Annotated in this window: 19 protein-coding genes; 10 read left to right on the top strand and 9 right to left on the bottom strand. The window is 66.3% G+C overall.

Annotation, left to right across the window (positions count from 1 at the left end):
* Positions 1–43: 43 nt before the first annotated feature.
* The gene (locus EPD65_RS03540; RefSeq protein WP_131581772.1) at positions 44–961 is read right to left on the bottom strand and encodes an acetoacetate decarboxylase family protein; all 918 of its coding nucleotides are present in this window, start codon (positions 959–961) and stop codon (positions 44–46) included.
* 251 nt (positions 962–1,212) lie between these two features.
* On the opposite strand from EPD65_RS03540, the gene EPD65_RS03535 reads away from it, so the two are divergent.
* On the top strand, positions 1,213–2,304 hold the full coding sequence (locus tag EPD65_RS03535) for an ABC transporter permease (protein ID WP_131581771.1): 1,092 nt from the start codon (positions 1,213–1,215) through the stop codon (positions 2,302–2,304).
* Positions 2,305–2,326: 22 nt separating this feature from the next.
* On the opposite strand, the gene EPD65_RS03530 is transcribed toward EPD65_RS03535, so the two are convergent.
* On the bottom strand, positions 2,327–2,905 hold the full coding sequence (locus EPD65_RS03530; RefSeq protein ID WP_243640429.1) for a TetR/AcrR family transcriptional regulator: 579 nt from the start codon (positions 2,903–2,905) through the stop codon (positions 2,327–2,329).
* 85 nt (positions 2,906–2,990) lie between these two features.
* Between EPD65_RS03530 and EPD65_RS03525 the strand changes: the two genes are divergently transcribed.
* From EPD65_RS03525 to EPD65_RS03515, 3 genes are read left to right on the top strand one after another with little or no spacing between them, the layout of a single operon-like run.
* On the top strand, positions 2,991–4,229 hold the full coding sequence (locus tag EPD65_RS03525) for an NADH:flavin oxidoreductase/NADH oxidase family protein (RefSeq protein ID WP_131581769.1): 1,239 nt from the start codon (positions 2,991–2,993) through the stop codon (positions 4,227–4,229).
* 48 nt (positions 4,230–4,277) lie between these two features.
* Complete coding sequence (locus EPD65_RS03520) at positions 4,278–5,492, top strand: saccharopine dehydrogenase family protein (RefSeq protein WP_131581768.1); 1,215 nt, start codon at positions 4,278–4,280, stop codon at positions 5,490–5,492.
* A gap of 50 nt (positions 5,493–5,542) precedes the next feature.
* Positions 5,543–6,595 carry an NAD-dependent epimerase/dehydratase family protein gene (locus EPD65_RS03515; RefSeq protein ID WP_131581767.1) on the top strand — a complete coding sequence of 351 codons (1,053 nt, stop codon included), beginning with the start codon at positions 5,543–5,545 and terminating at the stop codon, positions 6,593–6,595.
* Between the two features lie 74 nt (positions 6,596–6,669).
* On the opposite strand, the gene EPD65_RS03510 is transcribed toward EPD65_RS03515, so the two are convergent.
* Positions 6,670–7,773 carry a saccharopine dehydrogenase family protein gene (locus EPD65_RS03510; protein WP_131581766.1) on the bottom strand — a complete coding sequence of 368 codons (1,104 nt, stop codon included), beginning with the start codon at positions 7,771–7,773 and terminating at the stop codon, positions 6,670–6,672.
* Positions 7,774–7,889: 116 nt separating this feature from the next.
* On the opposite strand from EPD65_RS03510, the gene EPD65_RS03505 reads away from it, so the two are divergent.
* Both EPD65_RS03505 and EPD65_RS03500 read left to right on the top strand, forming a co-directional pair.
* Positions 7,890–9,092, top strand: a complete 1,203-nt coding sequence (locus tag EPD65_RS03505; protein ID WP_131581765.1) for an MFS transporter — start codon at positions 7,890–7,892, stop codon at positions 9,090–9,092.
* A gap of 91 nt (positions 9,093–9,183) precedes the next feature.
* Positions 9,184–9,777, top strand: a complete 594-nt coding sequence (locus EPD65_RS03500) for a TetR/AcrR family transcriptional regulator (RefSeq protein ID WP_131581764.1) — start codon at positions 9,184–9,186, stop codon at positions 9,775–9,777.
* Between the two features lie 4 nt (positions 9,778–9,781).
* Here the strand turns inward: EPD65_RS03500 and EPD65_RS03495 are convergent, their stop codons facing one another.
* Positions 9,782–11,473 (bottom strand): FAD-binding dehydrogenase, encoded by a 1,692-nt coding sequence (locus tag EPD65_RS03495; RefSeq protein WP_131581763.1) that lies wholly within the window; start codon positions 11,471–11,473, stop codon positions 9,782–9,784.
* A 125-nt stretch (positions 11,474–11,598) separates the two neighbouring features.
* Here EPD65_RS03495 and EPD65_RS03490 point away from each other — a divergent pair, with 125 nt between their 5' ends.
* The gene (locus EPD65_RS03490) at positions 11,599–12,732 is read left to right on the top strand and encodes an RsbRD N-terminal domain-containing protein (protein ID WP_165872863.1); all 1,134 of its coding nucleotides are present in this window, start codon (positions 11,599–11,601) and stop codon (positions 12,730–12,732) included.
* Positions 12,733–12,751: 19 nt separating this feature from the next.
* On the opposite strand, the gene EPD65_RS03485 is transcribed toward EPD65_RS03490, so the two are convergent.
* Positions 12,752–13,726: a LysR family transcriptional regulator gene (locus EPD65_RS03485; protein ID WP_131581761.1), complete on the bottom strand. Its 975-nt coding sequence runs from the start codon at positions 13,724–13,726 to the stop codon at positions 12,752–12,754.
* Between the two features lie 6 nt (positions 13,727–13,732).
* Complete coding sequence (locus EPD65_RS03480) at positions 13,733–14,902, bottom strand: MFS transporter (protein ID WP_131581760.1); 1,170 nt, start codon at positions 14,900–14,902, stop codon at positions 13,733–13,735.
* Between the two features lie 298 nt (positions 14,903–15,200).
* Here EPD65_RS03480 and EPD65_RS03475 point away from each other — a divergent pair, with 298 nt between their 5' ends.
* Positions 15,201–15,890 carry a type 1 glutamine amidotransferase domain-containing protein gene (locus EPD65_RS03475; protein ID WP_131581759.1) on the top strand — a complete coding sequence of 230 codons (690 nt, stop codon included), beginning with the start codon at positions 15,201–15,203 and terminating at the stop codon, positions 15,888–15,890.
* A gap of 125 nt (positions 15,891–16,015) precedes the next feature.
* Complete coding sequence (locus EPD65_RS03470) at positions 16,016–16,627, top strand: hypothetical protein (protein ID WP_131581758.1); 612 nt, start codon at positions 16,016–16,018, stop codon at positions 16,625–16,627.
* Positions 16,628–16,673: 46 nt separating this feature from the next.
* Here EPD65_RS03470 and EPD65_RS03465 read toward each other — a convergent pair whose 3' ends face one another.
* Complete coding sequence (locus EPD65_RS03465) at positions 16,674–17,393, bottom strand: alpha/beta fold hydrolase (RefSeq protein WP_131581757.1); 720 nt, start codon at positions 17,391–17,393, stop codon at positions 16,674–16,676.
* Positions 17,390–18,871 carry a flavin-containing monooxygenase gene (locus EPD65_RS03460; protein WP_243640428.1) on the bottom strand — a complete coding sequence of 494 codons (1,482 nt, stop codon included), beginning with the start codon at positions 18,869–18,871 and terminating at the stop codon, positions 17,390–17,392. The genes EPD65_RS03465 and EPD65_RS03460 overlap by 4 nt, the downstream gene beginning before the upstream one ends.
* Before the next feature lie 134 nt (positions 18,872–19,005).
* On the opposite strand from EPD65_RS03460, the gene EPD65_RS16500 reads away from it, so the two are divergent.
* Positions 19,006–20,169: a PucR family transcriptional regulator gene (locus tag EPD65_RS16500; RefSeq protein ID WP_131581755.1), complete on the top strand. Its 1,164-nt coding sequence runs from the start codon at positions 19,006–19,008 to the stop codon at positions 20,167–20,169.
* A gap of 79 nt (positions 20,170–20,248) precedes the next feature.
* Here the strand turns inward: EPD65_RS16500 and EPD65_RS03450 are convergent, their stop codons facing one another.
* Complete coding sequence (locus EPD65_RS03450) at positions 20,249–20,884, bottom strand: MIP/aquaporin family protein (RefSeq protein WP_131581754.1); 636 nt, start codon at positions 20,882–20,884, stop codon at positions 20,249–20,251.
* Positions 20,885–20,905 lie beyond the last annotated feature (21 nt).

The following is a 20,905-nucleotide window of genomic DNA, read 5'->3' as shown; positions in this document are numbered from 1 at the left end:
GGTCATGGGCGGCTTCGGCCGTCCATGACCGCGTTCGTGGGGCTCAGTTCGAGCGGACGGACGTCGTGACGGGCATGTGGAGGGCGGCCTGCGATTCGGTGGCGACGTCGAGTCGCAGGGTGCGGAACGGCTTGAGTGCACGGATGTCGTCGGACATGCGGCCCTCGCCGAGTTCGAGGTTCACGCCGCGGGGGAAGCGGGCCGAGCCAGCAGCCAGCACGTTGGTCTGGTTGAAGGTCTCCTGCCAGCCGTTCGCTCCCTGGGTGTAGGAGGTGAGCGAGGAGACGCGGTCGCCGGAGCGGAAGGTCTTCTGGCGCGGGGTGGCGGCGGAGAAGCCGACGTCGAGGCCGCCGGTCTCGTTGGCCACTCGGGCAGTGCTGGTCTTGGCGTTGATGTCGACGTCGAGGTCGGTGACCCACTTGGGGAAGCCGTATCCGTCGTGGCCGCGGACCTGCGCGATCTCGGTGTTCACCGGCAGGGAGAACACGTAGGAGTGCAGGTGGTCGTTCTTGAGGTCGGTGATCAGGTCGAAGGCTCCGAGCCCACCGTGGCGGGCGGGGCGGACTGCAACGCCGACCGCTGCCTCGGTGTAGAAGTCGATGTCGGCAACGTCGTAGCGGAAGAAGATGACCGACACGAGACCAACGCCGGGGACGAGTTCGAGCGGGGACAGTTCCTTGGGCAGGCGGGCGCGGATGGCAGACGACGGGGCGAGCAGCGTCAGTCGCGCGGACGACATGGCGTAGTAGAAGTTCGGGGTGTAGGTCTCGCCGATGGGCGAGTCGACCTTGGTCTTGCTGAGGCCGCGGAAGAAGTCGACGTTGCGGACCCGGGGGTCGGCCTCGATCTCGTCGAGGTTCGGGTTCATCCGGTAGCGGTCGTACAGGCCGCCCTTCGGGACGCTGACCGTGCGGCTGCCGAGTTCGAACTTGACGGTGTCGGCCTTGGGGGACGATGCCATGAGAGGGGCTCCTTTGCCTGTTGATGTTTGCGGTGCTTACATCACGTTAGCGGCCGATGTGTGCACCGTCAACACCTTGGAAATGTGATCCACGACAGACCACGATGAACGCCAGGAAGATTCGCCGCCCGAAAGGGCGTCTCACCCGACCCGTCCAGGACTCCCAGACCGCAAGCACGTATGTAAGAGTTGCTTACATCACCCGAGGGCGCCACCCCTGAATCGCAATCAGCATTCATCACGGAGCAGAGATGACGAGCACGAACACCGCGGTACCCACCGCACGCAAGATCTCGACCCTTGGCCTCGCGATCGCGTTCGGAGGCGCAGTCGTCCAACTACTGCTCGGCATCTACTACCTCTCCATGGCGCATGCGCCGCAGCCGCACTCACTGCCGATCGGCATCGTCGCGTCCGCGGAGCAGCGGGCCCAGATCGAGCCGCGCCTTGAAGCCGGGGACCAGTTCAAGGTCGAGGCCTACAGGGACGCCAACTCCCTGATCGCCGCGATCAAGAAGCGCGACGCTTACGGCGGCGCCGTATTGGACGGCGACAATCACACGCTGTACGTCGCCAGTGCCGCATCGCCAGCAGTCGCGAACATCCTCAAGGCTGCCTACAACTCCGCGCACGGCGATCAGGTCGCCGCCACCGTTGAAGCCTTGGCCAAGCAAGGGCGAAGCGTCGACATTGCGACCGTTCAGCGCGTCGCCGCCCCCTCGACGATCGTCGACGTCGTGCCGCTTCCCAAGGACGACTCGAACGGTGGATCTCTTGGCTTCATCATCCAGGCGCTCACCCTGGGTGGCTCCATCGCCTCGGTGGCACTCGGACGTCTCGGCAAGTTGACCGAGCGGTCCATGGGCCGCGGAGTCCGTCATGCGGCGGTGCTCGTCCTGTATGCAGCCCTCAGCGCCGGCGTCGCCTTGGCGGCAATGTCGATCTTTGGGGTCGGCGACGGAGCCGCGACCTGGGCGTTGTTCGGAGGCCTGTCACTCGCGTCGCTCGCCATCACCGCATCCGTCGCCGGCGTGGTGGCACTCGTCGGCCCAGCAGGCACGCTTCTCGGCGGGCTCTACTTCTCGCTGGGCATCATCATTTCCGGGGCATCCATCGCGCCGGAGTTGCTACCCGACGGGGGCCGCCTTGCGGGGCAACTTCTGCCACCGGGCGCCGGTGCGACGGTGGTGCGCGACAGCCTGTATTTCCCGGACGCGACGACGGTCGGCGCCTTTGTGGTGCTCGGGTGCTTCGCTGGCGCGGGCCTTCTGGTGGTCCTGTTGACCAATGCGCTCGATTACCGGAGGCCCTTCGAACGCCGCCAGGAGTCCCGGCCTGCGTAGGTCGCCCGCGGGCCCCCGCCTCTCAGCGGCCGGTCGCCCGGATGGCGCCGGCAGACAAGACAGCGGCGAAGGTCGTGCGAACCCGACGGGCGGTTGCGTCCAGGTCGGAGGCATCGAGTTTGCCGTCGAGATGCAGAACTGCCAGGCCGTGCACGAGCGCCCAGCAGGCGGTCGCGAGTGCGTCCAGGTCGTCGCCTTCGAAGAGGTTGTGCAACGCCGTGGCGAGGAGGTCGCGGAGTTCCTGAGCGGCCTCGATGACCTGCGGCGCCGAGTCGGTGCATTCGTTGCCGAACATGAGGCGGAAGACGGCAGGGCGGCGGAGGGCGAAGTGGACGTACGCGACAGCGAACTCGATGAGCCCGTTGACCGTGGCGGGGATGCCGTCGCCGTCTCCGACGAGTGCGACCTTGAGGTCGACGAACCCGTCCGCGGCGAGCGCGGCTTCCAGGGCGTCACGGTCATCGAAGTGACGGTAGGGCGCGGTCTGCGAGACGCCCGCCCGCCGGGCAAGTGCCCGCAGGGAGAACGGCGTTCCCTCTTCGAGCATCTCCATGGCGGTGGCCAGCAGGGTCGCTCGAAGGTCTCCGTGGTGGTAGGTCACATTTGTTGATGTTGACACTGCTCACTCCTCCTCGTACGCTGATGTAAGCAACGTAAACATACATCACTGTTTGAGGAAGGCCCACATGCGCAGCCCCATCTACACCCCGATGACCCTGCCCAACGGCTCCGTTCTGCCGAACCGGCTGGCCAAGGCAGCCATGGAGGAGAACATGTCCGCACCCGGACAACTCCCCGGACAGGACCTCTTCGGCCTGTACCGCCGCTGGAGCGCCGGCGGCGTCGGGCTGATCATCACCGGCAACGTGATGGTCCACGCGGAGGCCCTGACAGGCCCCGCCGGCGTCGTCCTCGATGAGCACACCCCCATCGAGCCGTTCAAGAAGTGGGCCGAGGAAGCCAAGAGCGGCGGAGCAAGCGTCTGGATGCAGATCAACCACCCCGGCCGCCAGATCCTCGCCAACATGCCCGGCGTCGCCTGGGGCCCGTCCGACACCCGCGTCGACCTCGGCAAGAACAGCAAGCGCTTCGCCACCCCCGTCGCCATGACGGCCGAGCAGATCAACGAAACCGTTGGCCGTTTTGCCACCACGGCCCGCCGAGCCGAGGCCGCCGGATTCGACGGAGTCGAGATCCACGCCGCACACGGCTACCTCCTCTCCCAGTTCCTCTCGCCGCTCTCCAACCAGCGCACCGACAAGTGGGGTGGAAGCCTGGAGAACCGCGCCCGCCTCCTGCTCGACATCGTCCGTGAGGTCCGCGCCTCCGTCTCGCCGAAGTTCGCGGTCGCCGTGAAGTTGAACTCGGCCGACTTCCAGCGGGGCGGCTTCGACCTCGACGACGCCGCAAAGGTCATCGCCATGCTGGAGCCGCTCGGGGTCGACATCGTCGAACTGTCCGGCGGCAGTTACGAGGCACCTGCGATGACCGGCCAGGCGAGCGACGAGCGCACCCGGTCACGGGAGGCCTACTTCCTCACCCTCGCCGAGGAACTCTCGGCCAGCAGCCCCCTGCCCCTGATGCTCACCGGCGGCATCGTCCGTCGCGCCGTCGCCGAGGAGGCCCTCGCCAGCGGTGTCGACATCGTTGGCATGGGCACCGCACTCGCAGTCGACCCGTTCCTGCCGCGGAAGTGGCAGGACAACCCCCACGCGAAGGTGACGCTGAAGCCGATCAACATCAAGGACAAGGCCGTCGCCTCGGCCGCCGGCATGGCGCGCGTCCGCCAGCAGTTGCGTCGGCTGGGCGCCGGCCGCCGAACCCGGCCGGGCATCAACCCGAAGGTCGCTCTGGTCAAGGAGACCATCCTGCAGGGCCGCGCCCTCAAGCAGTACCGCACCTGGCTGGAGAGCCGCACGGCCTGAGCCGCACAGCCGCCCCGAACCGCTTCCACAACCTTCATTGGAGATCCAATGCCTGATCGTTCGACCCCGCGACAGTTCGACGTGGTGCTCTTCGGCGCCACCGGCTTCACCGGAGGGCTCACCGCCGACTACCTCGCGGCAAACCTCCCCTCAGGCGCCACCCTTGCCCTCGCGGGACGGAACCAGAGCAGGCTGGAAGCGGTTCGGGAACGCCTCGCCACCATCAACCCGGCGTTTCGCGACGTCGCGCTCCTTCATGCCGACTCCACTGACCGCGAATCCCTGGATGCGGTGGCCAGTGCAGCAAGGGTCATCATCACGACCGTCGGGCCGTACCTGGAGTACGGAGCACCCCTCGTCGCAGCCTGCGCTGCCGCTGGCACGGACTACGTCGACCTGACCGGCGAACCCGAATTCGTTGACCGCATGTACCTCGATCACCACCTGACCGCGGAAAGGACAGGCGCCCGCCTCGTCCATGCGTGTGGATTCGACTCGATCCCGCACGACCTCGGGACGCTGTTCACCGTCAAGCAGTTGCCGACCGGGGCACCCCTCAAGGTCCGGGGGATCGTGCGGACCAACGCCACCATCTCGGGCGGCACGCTTCACTCGGGCCTGGGACAGTTGGCGCGCCTGCGCACCATGCAGCGCACTGCAGCGGCCCGCAACCGCGTCGACACTCCCCCTCCCGGACGGACCTCGCGCGCAAGGTTCGGCGTGCCGCACCGGGACAAGGCCACCGCAACGTGGCTCATCCCGCTGCCGACCATCGACCCCGAGGTGGTCAAGCGGTCTGGGCGCGCACGCGACGACTACGGCCCCGACTTCACGTACTCGCACTATGCGGGCGCCAAGAACCTGTCAACGGTCTTCCTGTCAGTTCTGGGGTTCGCTGCAGCGCTGGTCGCCGTGCAGGTTCCGTTCATTCGACGGGCGATCGGTCGCCGAATTCCGCAGGGCGAGGGGCCGTCCCAGGAACGCCGCGACAAGACTCAGTTCACGGTCGACTTCGTCGGCCGCGGCGGGGGCAAGTCCGTCCAGACTCAGGTCTCCGGTGGCGACCCGGGCTACACCGAGACCGCCAAGATGCTCGCCGAATCAGCCATGTGCCTCGCGTTCGACACCAATCCACCCACGGCGGGCCAGGTGACCACCGCGACGGCGATGGGCGAAAACCTGCTGCGCCGACTCGCCAAGGCGGGCATCAACTTCTCCGTCGTCGAACCCGGCCAGCGCACGCGCCACTTGCGTTCCGTCTGACCACCCACGACTCCGTCCCCACGTCACCGCAGCCTTCCAAGGAACCCGCCATGACTGAGATCGACCCCGACTCCCCTGTCCTTGTCACCGGCGGCAGCGGTTATGTCGCCGGGTGGATCGTCCGGTATCTCCTGGAGGCTGGTCGGGCTGTGCGTGCGACCGTCCGCGATCCTCAGAAGGCCGCAGGGCTCGGTCATCTCCACGCGCTGGCTGCCGCTCACCCAGGTCGGCTTTCACTCCATCGCGCAGACCTCCTCGACGAGGGCAGTTTCACCGAGGCCATGGCGGGATGCGAACTGGTCATCCATACGGCGTCACCGTTCCTTGTCGGCAAACTCGACAACCCGCACGACCAACTGATCCGGCCAGCACTGGAAGGCACCCGCAACGTTCTCGCGAGCGTCGACGCCACGCCATCAGTGAAGCGGGTGGTGCTGACCAGCAGCGTGGCGGCCGTCTACGGCGACAACGCCGACATGGCCGGCAAGGCTGCGTTCACAGATGCGGACTGGAACACCACGAGCAGCGCCACGCACCAGGAATACAGCCATTCCAAGACCCTCGCCGAGCGCGAGGCGTGGAAAATATGCGCGGCGCAAGACCGGTGGGACCTCATCACGGTCAATCCCGGACTGGTGCTCGGGCCATCCATGACGACGAGCAGCGTCTCCGGGAGCATGACGACGATGGGCCACTTCGTCGACGGTTCCCTCACGCTTGGCGCACCGGCACTCTCATTCGCGGTCGTTGACGTTCGTGATGTCGCACTGACGCACCTGTCAGCCGGATTCACGCCCGATGCACGGGGTCGCTACATCGCAGCCTCGGGCGCCCTCAGCCTGCTGGACATCGGCAAGGTCCTGGGCAACGCCTTCGGCCGACGCCGAAGTTTTCCCCGGCGCGAACTACCCACGTCCGTCGTCCGGTTGGTAGCACCGGCAATCGGCCTCACTCGGTTCTATGTCGACCGCAACGTGGGTTGGCCGATTCGATTCGACAACTCTCGCTCCCGAATTGAACTTGGAATCGACTTCCGGCCACCGCAGGAGACGATTACCGACCACTTCGAGCAGATGATCACTGACGGAATCGCCAAGCGATAAACGATCACCGCCGACCCCTCGCTGCGGACCCCGGCCAACTCCCGCGGCCGGGCTCCACCCACGGCATGTGCGGTTCAGGCGACAACCAAGCCGATGTCTGCGCACGCCCTCGTGAGGACCTCCAGACCGAAGGCCTCGGTGGGACCCACGACGCCCGCGGACGATGCTCGTCCGTTGACCAGTTCGATACCTGCCCAGGCCATGAGTTCGGCAGTCAGGTCGTAAACGTTCGGGCCGACGACATGCACTTCGGACACTGCCTTGCCCGCCGCGTTCCTCGCGATCGCGACGGTATGAGCACCGGTCCGGGCACGCTCGGCAGCATCGGGCCCTCCCGTCGGGCCCACCGTCTTGGCCAGGACCTTGTCGACTGCCCTGGCTCCGCGATCCGTCCTTGCAACGGTGGTGGCAACGGCTGTGACGAGCGGAAGAACGCGGCTCATCTCGGGGAACCACCCGTTGTAGACAGTGACCGATGCCAACTGGGGGTACTCACGAGGCAGGAAGAGCACCTCTGTGCCGGTGGCGAGTACAGCCGCCTTGCGATGCCCGCTGATCGTGAAGGTCTTGACCTTCGAGGCGGCGCGCCGGTCGACGAGGGTCCGGTCGTGCCAGAGGGTGACGGGGAGTGTCATGCCCTCGGCGACGGTGGTGCGAGTTCCGTGGCTGAGGCCCTTTCCACCGCGAAGCGACCCGTCGATGAAGTAGCCGATGTCGAGCGAGGCGATCTGTGCACCAGCCCGTTCGATTGCAATTGCGCCCGCGAGGAATCCGGGCACGTAGTCGTTGCCGAAGGCTGGCAGCATGGTCGCGCCTGTCTCGCGCGCGCGAAGGTCGTGCCGTTCCCGAAGGTCGTGAACGAAGCCGACTTCGCCGGTCGAGTCGATGTAGTGGGCGCCCTCGTCCGCGGCGGCCTGCGCAGCGTTGTAGCCGACCTGGTCGAAGGGCCCGACGGTCGTCATGAGGACGTCGCCTGCCCCGACGAGCGCGCGCAGGCTGCCGACATCCGCGGCATCGGCGAGTCGGTACTCAAGGCCGCCGAACTTCTCCGCGGCAGCCTTGATCCGGGACTCGGTCTTGCCCGCGACGACGGGCTTCACTCCGCGGCGGAGGAGGCTCCGCACTGCGAGTTCACCGGCATAGCCAGTGGCTCCGAAGACAACGATCGTGCCAGTCATGGCTTCTCCTCTTGCGTTGGGCATGCCGGTCTGCACACTCGACAGTGTTGACACCGCATACATTGCCTCATATTCTCGATGTTAGCAACGCCAACATTGAGCGACGGGAACATCGGATGAATCGGAAGACAATGGCCCTGCTCGTCCTCAAGGTCGAGTTGTTCGCCTTCTTCGTCGCGGCCGCAGCGCCCTCACCTCTCCTCGTGCCGTTTCAACACGACTTCGGGTTCAGCGCTGCAATGCTCACGGTCATCTTCGCCACCTATGCAGTGGCACTGATGGTGGCGCTGCTCATCGCTGGCGGACTGTCAGACCACATCGGTCGGCGACCGGTCATCATCGGCACGCTCCTCCTGGAGTCGGCGGCGATGCTGGTCTTCCTCTCCGCCCAGAGCGTCGAATGGCTGCTGGCCGGTCGAGCCCTGCAAGGCGTGGCGACAGGCGTCGCGGTGGGAGCACTCAACGCCGCCATCCTCGAAGCCGCTCCCGAGGACTCGCGCCTGGGGGCCCTCATCAACGGCTTTGCACCCCTCGCCGGCCTGGCGGCTGGCGGCGTGGTTACCGGACTGCTGATCCAGAAGGTCTCCGACCCGGCAACGACCACCTTCATCGTCCTGGCTGCGTTCTTCGGTCTTGGCGCGATGGCATCCGTGCGGCTGCCCGAGACGAGTCGCATGCGTCCCGGAACTCTCCGGTCGCTCATCCCGAGGATGTCGTTGCCGCACACGGCACGAGCAACCTTCCTGTCCCTCGTTCCGGGGCTCATCGCACTCTGGGCCACCAGCGGCCTCTACCTTTCGCTCATCCCGGTGGCGATGCGCGAGGTGTTCGACGTGAAGTTTGCTCTTGCGGGCGGACTGGCCATCGGCCTGCTCAACGCCTCGGGCGCGGTCGCTCCCCTCTTGCTCCGCAGGTACCCGGCCTCGTTGAACACCGTCCTCGGCAGCACTGCTCTCCTTCTCGGAGCAGGACTGGCAGCAGCGTCCGTGCTGCTCGCATCTGCGCCAACGTTCCTCGTCGCGACCGTCATGTCGGGCGCGGGGTTCGGCCTCGCATTTTCAGCGAGCCCGCGACAGGTCATGGAGTTCGTTCCAGCCGACCAGCGGGCTTCGACGTTCGCCTCCATCTACGTCGTGAGTTACGTGGCCTTCAGCGTGCCCGCTGTTCTCGCGGGAGTCCTCGTCCACCCGTTCGGCCTTGATGACGTTCTCCTGGGATATGCCGCCGCTGTCATGGTCGCCGCCGGGCTCGGCGTCGTCACTTCTCTGCGGGAGCGTGCGCGTGAGCAGACCACCGATGTCGAAGTCCTGGCAGCCTGACCGCGGATCCGGAATACGAAATCGGTCGGCGTACGCTACGCAAGGCATCTAGCCATGTGGCCAGACATTTCCTGAAGGGACGGTGAGCAGGGTGGCAACACCAGAGACCAAGCAGAGTTACCACCACGGCGACTTGCGCGCTGCCCTCCTGACCAGCGCGATGGAAATGCTTGAAGAGGGCGAGCCGTTCTCACTGCGTGCCGTCGCACGCAAGGCTGGGGTCTCCCCGACCGCACCGTACCGACACTTCGAGGACCGCGAGGCTATCGAGTCGGCGCTGGCAGCACAGGGCCTCAAGGACCTGATGGCTGACCTCACGAACGCCGGCGCGATGCCGTCCAAGCCCGACGACCTCGCCGACTTCGGCATTACCTACGTTAACTTTGCGCTCCGTCGACCGGCCTTGTTCAAGTTGATGTTCGGTCAGGAATGCGACGTCGAGAACGACCAGCGTGTCGAAGCGGCAGCCAAACTGCATGACCTTCTCGCCTCAGTCATGGAGAACGTCTTCCCCGGCCAGGACGCCCACTCACTCGCATCCGGCGGCTGGGCCCTGGCTCACGGACTGGCGTTCCTGCACCTCGACGGCAAGATGAAGGCCGCGACCACGGACGAGGTTGCGGCGCGAGTGCGCGCAGCGTTCCACGCCCTGCTGTCGGCCCAGATCCAGCCGAAGGCCGACTGACCGGTCAGTCGCGGGACAGAGCCATCCCGGCGGCGCGGCCGCTGAAGATGCAGCCGCCGAGGAAGGTGCCCTCGAGCGCGTTGTAGCCGTGGACGCCGCCACCGCCGAAGCCGGCGACCTCGCCCGCGGCGTACAGGCCCGGGATGACCGCGCCGTCCGCCGCGATCGCCTGGGAGTCGAGGTTGGTCTCGATGCCGCCGAGGGTCTTGCGCGACAGGATGTTGCAGCGCACCGCGATGAGCGGGCCGTGCTCAGGGTCGAGGATCTTGTGCGGCTTCGCGACGCGCATGATCTTGCCCGTCCGGTCGCGCCGAGCGTTGTGGATCGCCATGATCTGCGCGTCCTTGGCGAAAGGGTTGTCGACCTGGCGGTCGCGCGCCACGATCTGCCGCTCGATGTCGGCCGGGTCAAGGGCAGGACCGCGTGAAATCTTGTTCATTCCGGCGACCAGGTCGGCGAGGTTATCGGCGACGACGAAGTCCTCACCGTGCTGCTTGAACCGCTCGACCGGGCCGGTCGCGCCCTTTCCCAGGATCCGGTCGGTGAGCATGAGCCGGACGTCCTTGTTGGTCCAGTCGGGGTTCTGCTCGGAGCCCGACAGTGCGAACTCCTTCTCGATGATCGTCTGGTCGAGGATGAACCACGAGTAGTCGTAGCCGGTGGACAGGATCTGGGTCATGGATCCGATCGAGTCGGCGCCGGGCACACCCGACATCCCCTGCAGCCGCTTGCCGTTGGCGTCGAACCACATCGACGACGGGCCGGGCAGGATCCGGATCGCGTGGTCGGGCCAGATCGGGTCCCAGTTGTGGACGCCCTCGACGTAGGCCCACATCCGGTCCTTGTTGACCAGTGTGGCCCCAGCCTCCTCGGAGATGGCGAGCATCCGGCCGTCCACGTGCGCCGGGACGCCGGCGATCATGTGCTCCGGCGCGGGGCCGACCCGGTCGGTCGGCCAGTTGCGGCGCATGAGGTCGAAGTTGTGGCCGATGCCGCCACTGGTGACGACAACTGCTGGGGCTTCAATGGAAAAGTCGCCGACGACGTCGCGGTTGGACCTCTCCCCGCGTGGTGCCTCGTCGGGCGCGAGCAGGGAGCCGCGTACGCCGACCACCGCGCCGCCCACGGTGAGGAGCGCATCAACCTGGTGTCGGAAGCCGAACTGCACGAGGCCAGCCTCCTCTGCTCCCAGGACGGGCTCCAGGAAGACCCGGACCACCTCGGGGCCCGTGCCCCAGGTGATGTGGAAGCGCGGCACAGAGTTGCCGTGGCCTTCGGCACGGCCGTCGCCCCGCTCGGCCCAGCCCACGAACGTCAGGGACTTCAGGCCCAGGTCGCGGACGTAGTCGCGCTTGCCCTCGTTGGTCCAGCGGACGTACGCCTCGGCCCACTGCTGCGGCCAGAAGTCCTCGCCGCGGCCCGGTCCGTCGGACCCGTCGCCGAACCGGTCGAACTGCGCGCTCCCTTGCCAGTCCTGCCAGGCAAGGTCGAAGGAGTCCTTGATGCCCATCCGTCGCTGCTCGGGACTGTCGACGAAGAAAAGCCCGCCGAGCGACCAGAACGCCTGGCCACCGAGGTTGTGGCGGTTCTCCTGGTCGAGGACCAGGACCCGCTTGCCGGCCTTGGCCAGCTCGTGGGTGGCGACGAGGCCGGCGAGGCCGGCGCCGACGACAACCACATCGGGACGAAAAGACACGGTCGCCTCCAGGCGAGGATCGGGGTTGTGGCGATCGTCGTCCCGATCCCCCGTGCGACACCATCTGAATCACCTATCGTGATAGCGGTATCTATCAGATCATCACAATGCCGGGATGTGGGTCCGTGAGCGTTCCTCGTACTGAGACTGCAGCGCGTGCGCAGGCTGACGCCGCTGAACTCGTCGATGCTGTGGTCGCAACGGTGTTCGGCACGATCCCGGCCTACGCGACACTTGATGCCACGCAGGTCGACGAGGTCAAGTCGATCGCAGGATGGACGCTGCGGCGGGTCCTGGACCTTTGGGCGACCGGAACTGAGCCGAACGCGGAGGATGTTCGGCGGTTTCGGAACGTCGGCGGGGTGCGGGCACGCGATGGGCGGCCACTTCCCGCGGTGCTGCGTGCGTATCGGACTGTCGGACCGCATCTTCTTGACATCGTGTCCGAGCGCTACGGAAATGCCCTGTCCGTGCCGGATGTGACCGCGCTCGGACGGACGTACCTTTCTCTGCTCGATGTCATATCGGAGGCGATCCAGGAGGGATACGACGCGAGCACGCGAGCGCTTCTCACGGACCGCGATACGTCGCTGCGCTTGCTGGCGTCCGACATCATGCGCGGACGGCAGACGCACGAAGGGAGCCTCGCTGCGCGTCTGCGCGAACTCGACACGCGGCTTCCGAAATCCTTCGATGTCCTCATTGTTCGGCCAGACGAGGGAGCCACTGGCGCCTCACAGCGGCTCGCAGATGGTCCCGTAGGGGGCGACGCGCTCCTCCAGGCATCAGTCGACGGGCTGAACGTTGCGATGTTTCATCAGGCCGACAGGAGCCTTGTGGGTTCAGGGCTTCGGACTACGGGCACCTGTGGCGTATTGCTGTCAGGGGTAACGACGAGGTCGGCGCCACGACTCTTCCGGATCTCGGCCAGCGCGCTTCACCACCCGGCGTCGCGTCCCGACGTCTTGTTCGGTCGAAGCGATGTGGAGGCGATTGCGGTGCTCACTGGCCATCCGGACGCTGATGGCGACGCTTTCGTCCAGGACACTCTTGGACCGCTGCTCAACGAGCCGGAACTGCTGCGAACGCTGGAGGCTGTTCTGTGGATGGGGTCTGACATCAAGGCCGCGGCAGAACTTGGGCTGCACCCACAGACAATTCGTTATCGCCTGCGGAGCATCGCGGCGTCGACTGGGCGCACCACACGCAGCCAATGGGACCGGTTCGTTCTACACGCCGCCCTGACCGCACGGGGATGATGCGCGCGGCCGACTCCGCTCAGGGTGACTTCGCCAGTCTCCGGTTCTCGATGTGTTGTACAAGATCGACGTGGTCGTCGCGCACTCTGCATGCGTTGTCTACGAACCGGGTGACAGCAGGCGACCGCTCCCCGGTGTGCCATGCGAGTGCGACGATCGACCCAGGCCAGTCCGTGACCTCGACGTAGCGCACGCCTTTCATGGGCGCGTAGGTGGGGACCGCTGCGCTCGTGATGGCTATCGCGGATCCGGCAGCGACAAGCGCCAACTCTTCGGTGACGGACGAGAACGGAACGAACTGTCCGGGAACGCCGGGCGGACGCGCGGCCACAAGCCCCCAGAACGCCCGATAGACGTCGTCGCTCGTGCCAGAGAGGGTCAATGGCCATTCCAGCAACTCAGCGACGGTGGCGGATGACTGTGCCGAAAGTGGGTGGGAGTCTGCGACGGCCGCGATCACGGGGTCCACGAAGAGTGGTTCTGTCTCGATCTTCGCCGTTCCCTGCGGCAGCCGGATGATGGCGATGTCGGTGACTCCGGAGGCGAGCCCGGCTGAAGGGTCGGTCTGCGGGAACTCACGCATGTCGACTGTCACCTCGGGATAGGTCTCGCGAAATGAACTGAGAATCGGCCCTGTGAGTTCGAGCGCTGCGCCTGCACAGAACCCGAGCCGGATCCGCCCGGTCAGGGCTCGATCAGCGCGACGGACATCGGCCACAGAAACGTCGAGGTCGTCGACGATCCGTCGCGCGACCTCGACGAACGCAGCGCCGGCCGCCGTCAGGGTGACGGTACGAGTGGTCCGTTCAAAGAGCCTGACGCCGAGTTCTTCCTCAAGTTCCTTGATCTGGCGGCTGAGGCCTTGCTGGGTCAGGAAGACGCGCGCGGCAGCACGGCTGAAGTGCAGTTCGTCTGCGGCGGCGAGGAAGTAGCGCAGTTTGCGTGTGTGAACGTCGATACCGCGGATGTTAGACCGCCGTACGCGATCCGACATCGGTGATCAGATCGAATCTGCGGTCACGACGGCAGCGGAGCGGGTTCGTGGGACTGCGGGCAGTGCTCCGATCGTGACGACAGCCAGGAGGAGGAATGCCCAGGTCGGTGCGTCCACAAGGACCCCCGTCACACCAGTGACGACGAGCGCACCTAGTTGCCCGGCAAGCCACACGAGACCCGCAGCCGCGCCGGCGGCATCGCCCGCTGCTCGCTCGCTGATCTCCAGGACTATCGGCAACGCCGGAAGGAGCAGGGCGCCGACGACGACAAAGCACGCGAGCGCAACGCTCATGGACGGGGCCACCGCGAGGAGGACGCACGCGATTGTGGTGGCGGCAATGCCCGCGATGAGGGTGCGGCCCTGGCGGTTGTTCTGGGCGGCCCAGACTGGCACTGCGGCACAACCGATGACGCCTGCAACGACGTTGATCAGCAGCAGGATCCCTGCCTGGTCGGCGGTAACTCCTGCGGGCTCCAAGAGGGGCTGGCCCCAGGTGGTGAGGGCCGTGAAGGTCCCGAACGGGACTGGCACCAGCAGGCACATGCGTCGGACGGCTGGATTGCGCCACGCCGCGAGAAAGTCGCTGAGGCCGCCCGAGGGACCGGACGACGCGAAGCGTGGAGCCTGACGAAGGGCGAGGAGCACAGCGCCGCCGGCGAGGACGCCGATGATGGCGTCCAGGTGGAGGACGGCGGTCAGGTCGGCCATGGTGGCGAGCAGGAACGCAACGATCATTCCGGCGAAGGTGGCAGCCGAGGCAAACGCGATTCCCTTGGCCCGGTCACGTTCGGCGAGGTAGCGCGCAGCCATGGGGGTCATGGCGGTGAGGACGAGCGGCTGCGCGATGGCGACGAGGGTCTGCCCCACGAGGGCGGCGGCGTAGTCGTCGGAGAGGACCCGGGCGATGCCGCCGAGTGCCGTGAGCGCCGCGCCGACGATGAGGGTGGGGCGCATCCAGCGATCGAGTGAGAGGCCCGCCGGGATGGCGAGGAGGACGTACCAGAGGGGGAAAACGTTCGCGAGCCAGCCGATGGCGGTCTCGGAGACGCCGTAGTGCTCCGCTGAGGCACTGGTGACTGGGGCATAGGTCAGCCAGAGGAGTTGCGTTACGGCGCCGAGTGCCGCGAACGCAACGATGGTCAGCCACGAGCGCCGGTCGGTGATGTGGTCCATGTGAGAAGGATGAACCTCGGAGGGCGAGTCGCTGAAACAACAAGGTTTCGACCGATTGACGGCATTCCTGATGTGAGTGAGGTTCGGGGATCCGCAACTGAACCCGCATCTTGTTTCGCGGCCGCCCGATTGGCTGGTTGACGTGTCGCCCGGAAGGCGCGTTCTCCGTCGAGTCGGGCCTACCTTGGAGGTGCGACGCGCCACACAGAGCGACAGGAGTGTTGACACTGTAAACACTCCTGTCTAATCTTCATGTAAGCATCGTCAACACCGAGCCCCGGAAACGGAAGAGCGAACCATGCCCAAGCGCATTCTCAACGTCGTCACGAACGTCGCCCACTACGACGACCCGGGCCACCCCACTGGCCTCTGGCTGTCGGAACTGACTCACGCCTGGCATGTCTTCGAGGAGGCTGGCTACGAGCAGACCCTCGTCAGCCCGGCCGGCGGCAAGGTCCCACTTGAGCCGCGAGCCCTCAAGTTCCCCAACTACGACAAGACCGCCAAGGCGTGGTTCAACGACCCCGCGAAGATGGCGCTCCTGGAGAACACCCTCAGCCCCGACGACATCAACTCCGCCGACTACGACGCCATCTACTTCACGGGTGGCCACGCAGTCATGTACGACTTCCTCGACAGCGCGGGCCTGCAGCGGATCACCCGCGAGATGTACGAGCGCGGCGCGATCGTGTCTTCGGTGTGTCACGGCTACTGCGGGCTTCTCAACACGACGCTGTCCGATGGCACCTACCTCATTGCCGGCAAGCACATGACCGGGTTTGCGTGGCGCGAGGAGGAACTCGCCAAGGTCGACAAGTTGGTCCCCTACAACGCTGAGAAGGTCGCCAAGGAGCGCGGCGGCCTTTACGAGAAGGCCCGCCTCCCCTTCGTGCCGTACGCCGTCGTAGACGGCAACCTGGTCACCGGCCAGAACCCTGCGTCCGCCAAGAAGACGGCGAAGGAGGTCGTCGCCCTCCTCAACAAGTAGGGCGATACACGAGCGGTTCCCGGGCCACTCTGTCCCTCCCGGAGATTCCCGGGTGGCCCGGGAACATCGTCCATCGAGCGGCCGCATTGAAGGCGTCGCCCTCGGCACAGGAAGGCGATCGGTTGATGGCTGCGACACTCGGACAAGCGGTCCAGACACCCGAGGACGTAGTGGCTCTGACTGAGTCCGAGCGTCGCACCTTGGCGCGGTGGATCAATCTCATCGACCACCCCGCCCAGGAGAAGCGTGCTCGTATGCGCCGCCTTGGCGTCCTCGTGGCGATCGGTGGCGCGGTATCGCTCGGCCCATGGATCGGTCTGCTGATCGCCACGCTCCCGTCTCAGCATCACACGAGTGCTTGGGCGGTGGCGTGGATCGGGTTTGACGTCGCGCTGACGGGTGCCATGGCCGTCACTGGCTGGCTCGGCTTCCGCAGGCGCCACATGTTTCCCGTGGCCTTGGCAGTGTTGGCGACGCTGTTCACTACCGACGCGTGGTTCGACGTGACCCTGTCGTGGGGTTCGGCTGAGCAGACCGGCAGCCTGCTCTCTGCCGCCTGCGTCGAACTCCCCCTTGCCGCTTTCGCCGCTGTCGGCGTGTACATGCTCATGAATGGACTGGCGAAGATGAGTTGGCGCGACCAAGGGCGCCTGGGGCGGGTACCGCGGCTGAGCCGCGTGCCGTCGATGCTGATCCGCCAAACGGTCGAGGCGGACCCCGACGCGCCAACCTCCTGACCTGTCCAGGGTTAGGCACGCACCGACGACTCTGATTGCCCGAGCGTCATGCGATGAGCACCCGACGAATGGCGTCTGCGACGGCACTCGGCGACTCCCACGGGGTCATGTGGCCGGCGTCCGGGATAGGCGTCGCAGTGATGTGGTCGTCGTTGCGAAGCGCCGCGAAGGATGCGGGGTCGACCCGCTGGTCGAGTTCGCCGAAGACGACATCGACGGGGCAGGTCAGGCCATCAAGGCGGTTCCGGAGAGGACCGTCGAAGAGGTAGGCGTCGATGTTGGCCGATGCCCTCACGAAGGCGCGGCGGCCCGTCGCGCGTAGGTCTCTGACCGCCCTGCTTGGCACGTCTGTTCCGGGGGCGAAACTCGTCTGGGCTCCCTTGGCGAGAGCCGAGTCGGGCAGCAGGTGCCACACGATCTCGCCGACCACGGGCAGGGCCAGGATTCGCTCGCCGCCGCTACGGGCGCTGAGCCGGCTTTCGATGGATGGGGGCGTGTTGACGAGGATGAGTCGGTCAACAAGTTCGGGATAGCGCTCAGCAACAGCGGTGGCAATGAGGCCGCCCATCGAGTGACCGACAAGTACGGCAGGCTCGTGACCGCGACCGATCCTGCGGGCGACCGCATCGGCTTCGGCCTCAATGCTCAGTTCACGACCGACCGAGGGCGCGATGATCCGATCCGCGTCGTGTCGGATCAGCGGCGTGACGCTGTCCCACGTGCCGGGCGAACCAGCGAGGCCGTGGATGAGAACGACGGTGTTCACGAGGCCGCGACCTTCGCCGCCTCGACGGTGCCGAGAGTGTGCTTGGAGGCGTCGAAACGCGAGGTGGCGTTGCGGAAACTGATGGTGGTGCCTGGCCAGAGGTTGCTGTTCCGGCCGGTCGAGTCGAGGTACCAGGAGTCGCAGCCGCCGGAGGTCCAGACGGAGCCGTCGGTGAGCCGGTCGACCTTGCTGACGAAGGCCGCCTGCGCGACGGCGGTCGGCTCGATGGTTGCGGCGTTGGCCTTGTCAGCGTGGCTGATGGCCTTGCGGACGTAGTTAACTTGCGCCTCGAACATCGGGATGACCGAGTTGTGCCCGAGTCCGATGTTCGGTCCGTGCATGAGGAAAAGGTTCGGGAACCCGGCAACCGAGGTGCCGAGGAAGGCCTGCTGGCTGTCGCCCCAGTGCTCGGAGAGTGTTGTGCCGGACGGGCCGTGGACGCGGTCGGTCAGGGGCAGGCGGGAGGTGTCGAAGCCGGTGCCGTAGATGATGACGTCGACGTCGTGCTGCACGCCGGCAGCGTCGATGACGCCGGTCTTCGTGACCTGCTTGACGCCTCCGTTGATGACGCTGACGTTCGGGTTGTCGAGGCTGGCCCAGTAGTCGTTGGACAGCAGGATGCGCTTACAGCCCAGCCGGTAGTCAGGGGTCAGGGTGGCGCGCAGGGCCGGGTCGGAGACCTGTGAGGCGAGGTGCTTCTTCGAAGCCCGCTCGGCCGCCTTCATGAGGACCGGGTAGCGGAACGCAGTGACGAGGAGTTCACGCTGCAGGTAGATGCGCGTCCGTGCGAACTTCTGCGTGAAGGGGCGCTTGGCGAATCGGTCCTGCTCACGCTCAGTGATGGGGTGGTCGTGCTTAGGCATCACCCAGGGGGCAGTGCGCTGGAAGACCGTGACGTGGCCAACCTGGGGCTGGATGGCAGGGACGAACTGGATGGCGGACGCGCCGGTGCCGATAACCGCGACTCGCTTGCCTGTCAGGTCGACATCGTGGTTCCAGCGGGCGGAATGGAACGCCTCGCCCGTGAACTTGTCGATGCCTGGCAGGTTCGGCATCTTCGGGTCGGCCAGGGCACCGGTGGCGAGGATGAGGTGCTCACCCTCGTAGGTGTCGGTGCCGGCCCGGACGGTCCACACGGCGCGGTCGTTGTCCCAGTCGGCGCGCTCGACGGTGGAGTTGAGGCGGATGTGCGGCATCAGGCCGGTGTCGCGGGCGACGTTGCGGAGATACTCGTGGATCTCGGCCTGCTTGGCGAACTGGGACGACCAGTTGGGGTTGGGCGCGAAGGAGAACGAGTAGATGGCGCTCTCCACGTCACAGGCAGCGCCCGGGTAGGTGTTGTCGCGCCAGACGCCGCCGACGTCGGAGGCCCGCTCCAGGACGGTGACCTCACATCCTGCTTCGCGGAGTTCGTAGGCCGCACCAAGGCCGGCGAACCCTGACCCGACGATGATGACCCGGGACTGCTTCGCACCCACTGCTGCTCCTTGTTGTGCCTTTGACGCCCGTGCGGCCTCTTCACGCTCTAGCGTCCGACCAAACTGGAGCATGGAATATGGGCGATGGACGGAATATGCATCGCTGAAACTGTGCAGACGCATAAAGTCGAACCGTGGAACCCGACGTGAACCCGACACCCGCCCCGGCTGTGGGCGGACCGGCGATGGCCCTGATGGCTGCCATCGCGAACGATCTGAGGGGGTACGCCACTGAACTGACCGAGCAGTACCGCGCCGCGGCAGCGGACTACGGCACCGTCGTCTCCGACGCGTTCGAGGAAAACACCGCAGCCGTGCTGCAGATGGCCTTCCACAGCCTCACGGACCCGACCTACACCACGAGCCTCGACGACCTGCGGTTGCTCGTGACGGAGTGGGGAGCCCAGGGCATCCCCCTGGAACTGGTCGCCCACAGACTCCAGGTGGGGGCACGCCGGCTCATGGAAGTGGCCCGTGACCGGGCGAACGAATTCGGCGTCTCGGCGGACGACATCGCGCAAGCGCAGGACTTCGCATGGCAGTGGGCGACGGAGCATGCAGCGGTCATCTACGAGGTCCATCAGGAGCGGGCGCTCGCTCAGGCATCCAGCACCGCTGACTTCATGCGCCGCTTGCTCGCTGGGACGATGCCGCAGTTGGAACTGCGGACCATGGCACCCCGACTTCGTCTCGACCTCGACACGCCCTACGTGGTTGCGTGTGTCCGCTGGGGTGACGCACGGACCCTTTCCGACCTCAGGTCGCGGCTGCGGGTTCAGGGTGGAACATCGAAACTCCCGGTCGTTGACGCTGTCGTTGACGGCACGCACGTTGCGCTGCTGCCGCAATCGCCACCATCGCCCACCGCGGAGGCCTCCGTGGGCATCAGCCAACCCCGGCCACTCAATGAGGTGGGGACGTCGTACGACGAAGCACTCCGCGCGCTCCAGATTGCCGAGACGTTCGACCTCAACGGCATCCACGGGCTCGGCGACCTCGGGGCCCTGCCCTTGTTGGCCACCGCCGCAGACGACGCAGCCGCGCTCCTCGACGACCGCCACCTCCAGCCGCTGCGCGCACAAGGCCGCGCGGCCGAGGAAATCCTGGCCACCGTCGGGGCCTACCTGCGGTACGACCGTCGTGTCGAGGAATGCGCTCGTGCCCTCATGGTGCACCGCAACACGGTTCGGTACCGCCTCACCCGATTCACGGAAGTGACTGGTCTCGACCCGGAACACACCTCGGACCTCGTGGTCATCTGGTGGCTCCTCAATCGGACCAAGCCCGCTCCCGAATGAAGACCACGCCGACCTGCACCAGCGACGAGGGCTTTGCTCAGGGCGGCGCTGGGTTCGTGCCGCGGAGTCGATGAATCCGCTACGCGTCCGTCGGGTTCAGCGCCTTGAACAAGCCACCAGCAACCGCCCCGCCAAGCAGACACGCAACGACATAGACCCAGAGGTTTCCCCAGGCCGACAGGTGCGCAATCGTCACACCCAAACCAACGGCAGGGTTGAAAACTCCACCAGAAACCGGACCGACCGCGACGGCGCCAGTGGCTACCGCGAAACCAATCGCAAGGCCGTAGAAACTGTTGCCGTCGTTCGCGCGAGCCGTGGCCACGTTCAGCACGACCCAGCAGAGCGCGAACGTGAAGATGGCCTCGGCCAGGAACGCAGCCCACAGATCGTGGCCTTCGAAGGCCGGCCCAGCCTTCGGGTAGCCGTAGAAGACATGTGCGACACCCGCAGCGAGGGCTGCGCCAGCGAACTGCGCAGCCCAGTACGGCACCAGGTCGCGTGCGGCGAGCCGTCCTCGTACGAACACTGCCAACGAAACGGCCGGGTTGTAATGCCCACCGGACACGTGGCCACCTGCGTACACGTTGACCATGAGCGCGGCACCAATCGCGAACGGCGCCAACGCCGACCCCGAACGCACCGCGGACACAATCACCAGAACGAACAGGAACGTCCCTATCAACTCGACGAAATACTTGGCGTTGCGAGCCATCAGAACCTCCGGCAGAGAGTG

Source organism: Nocardioides jejuensis (assembly GCF_004337475.1).
GTDB classification, from domain to species: domain Bacteria; phylum Actinomycetota; class Actinomycetes; order Propionibacteriales; family Nocardioidaceae; genus Nocardioides; species Nocardioides jejuensis.
The sequence above is the reverse complement of the archived record's forward strand: the minus strand, read 5'-3'. Positions and strand labels throughout refer to the sequence as shown.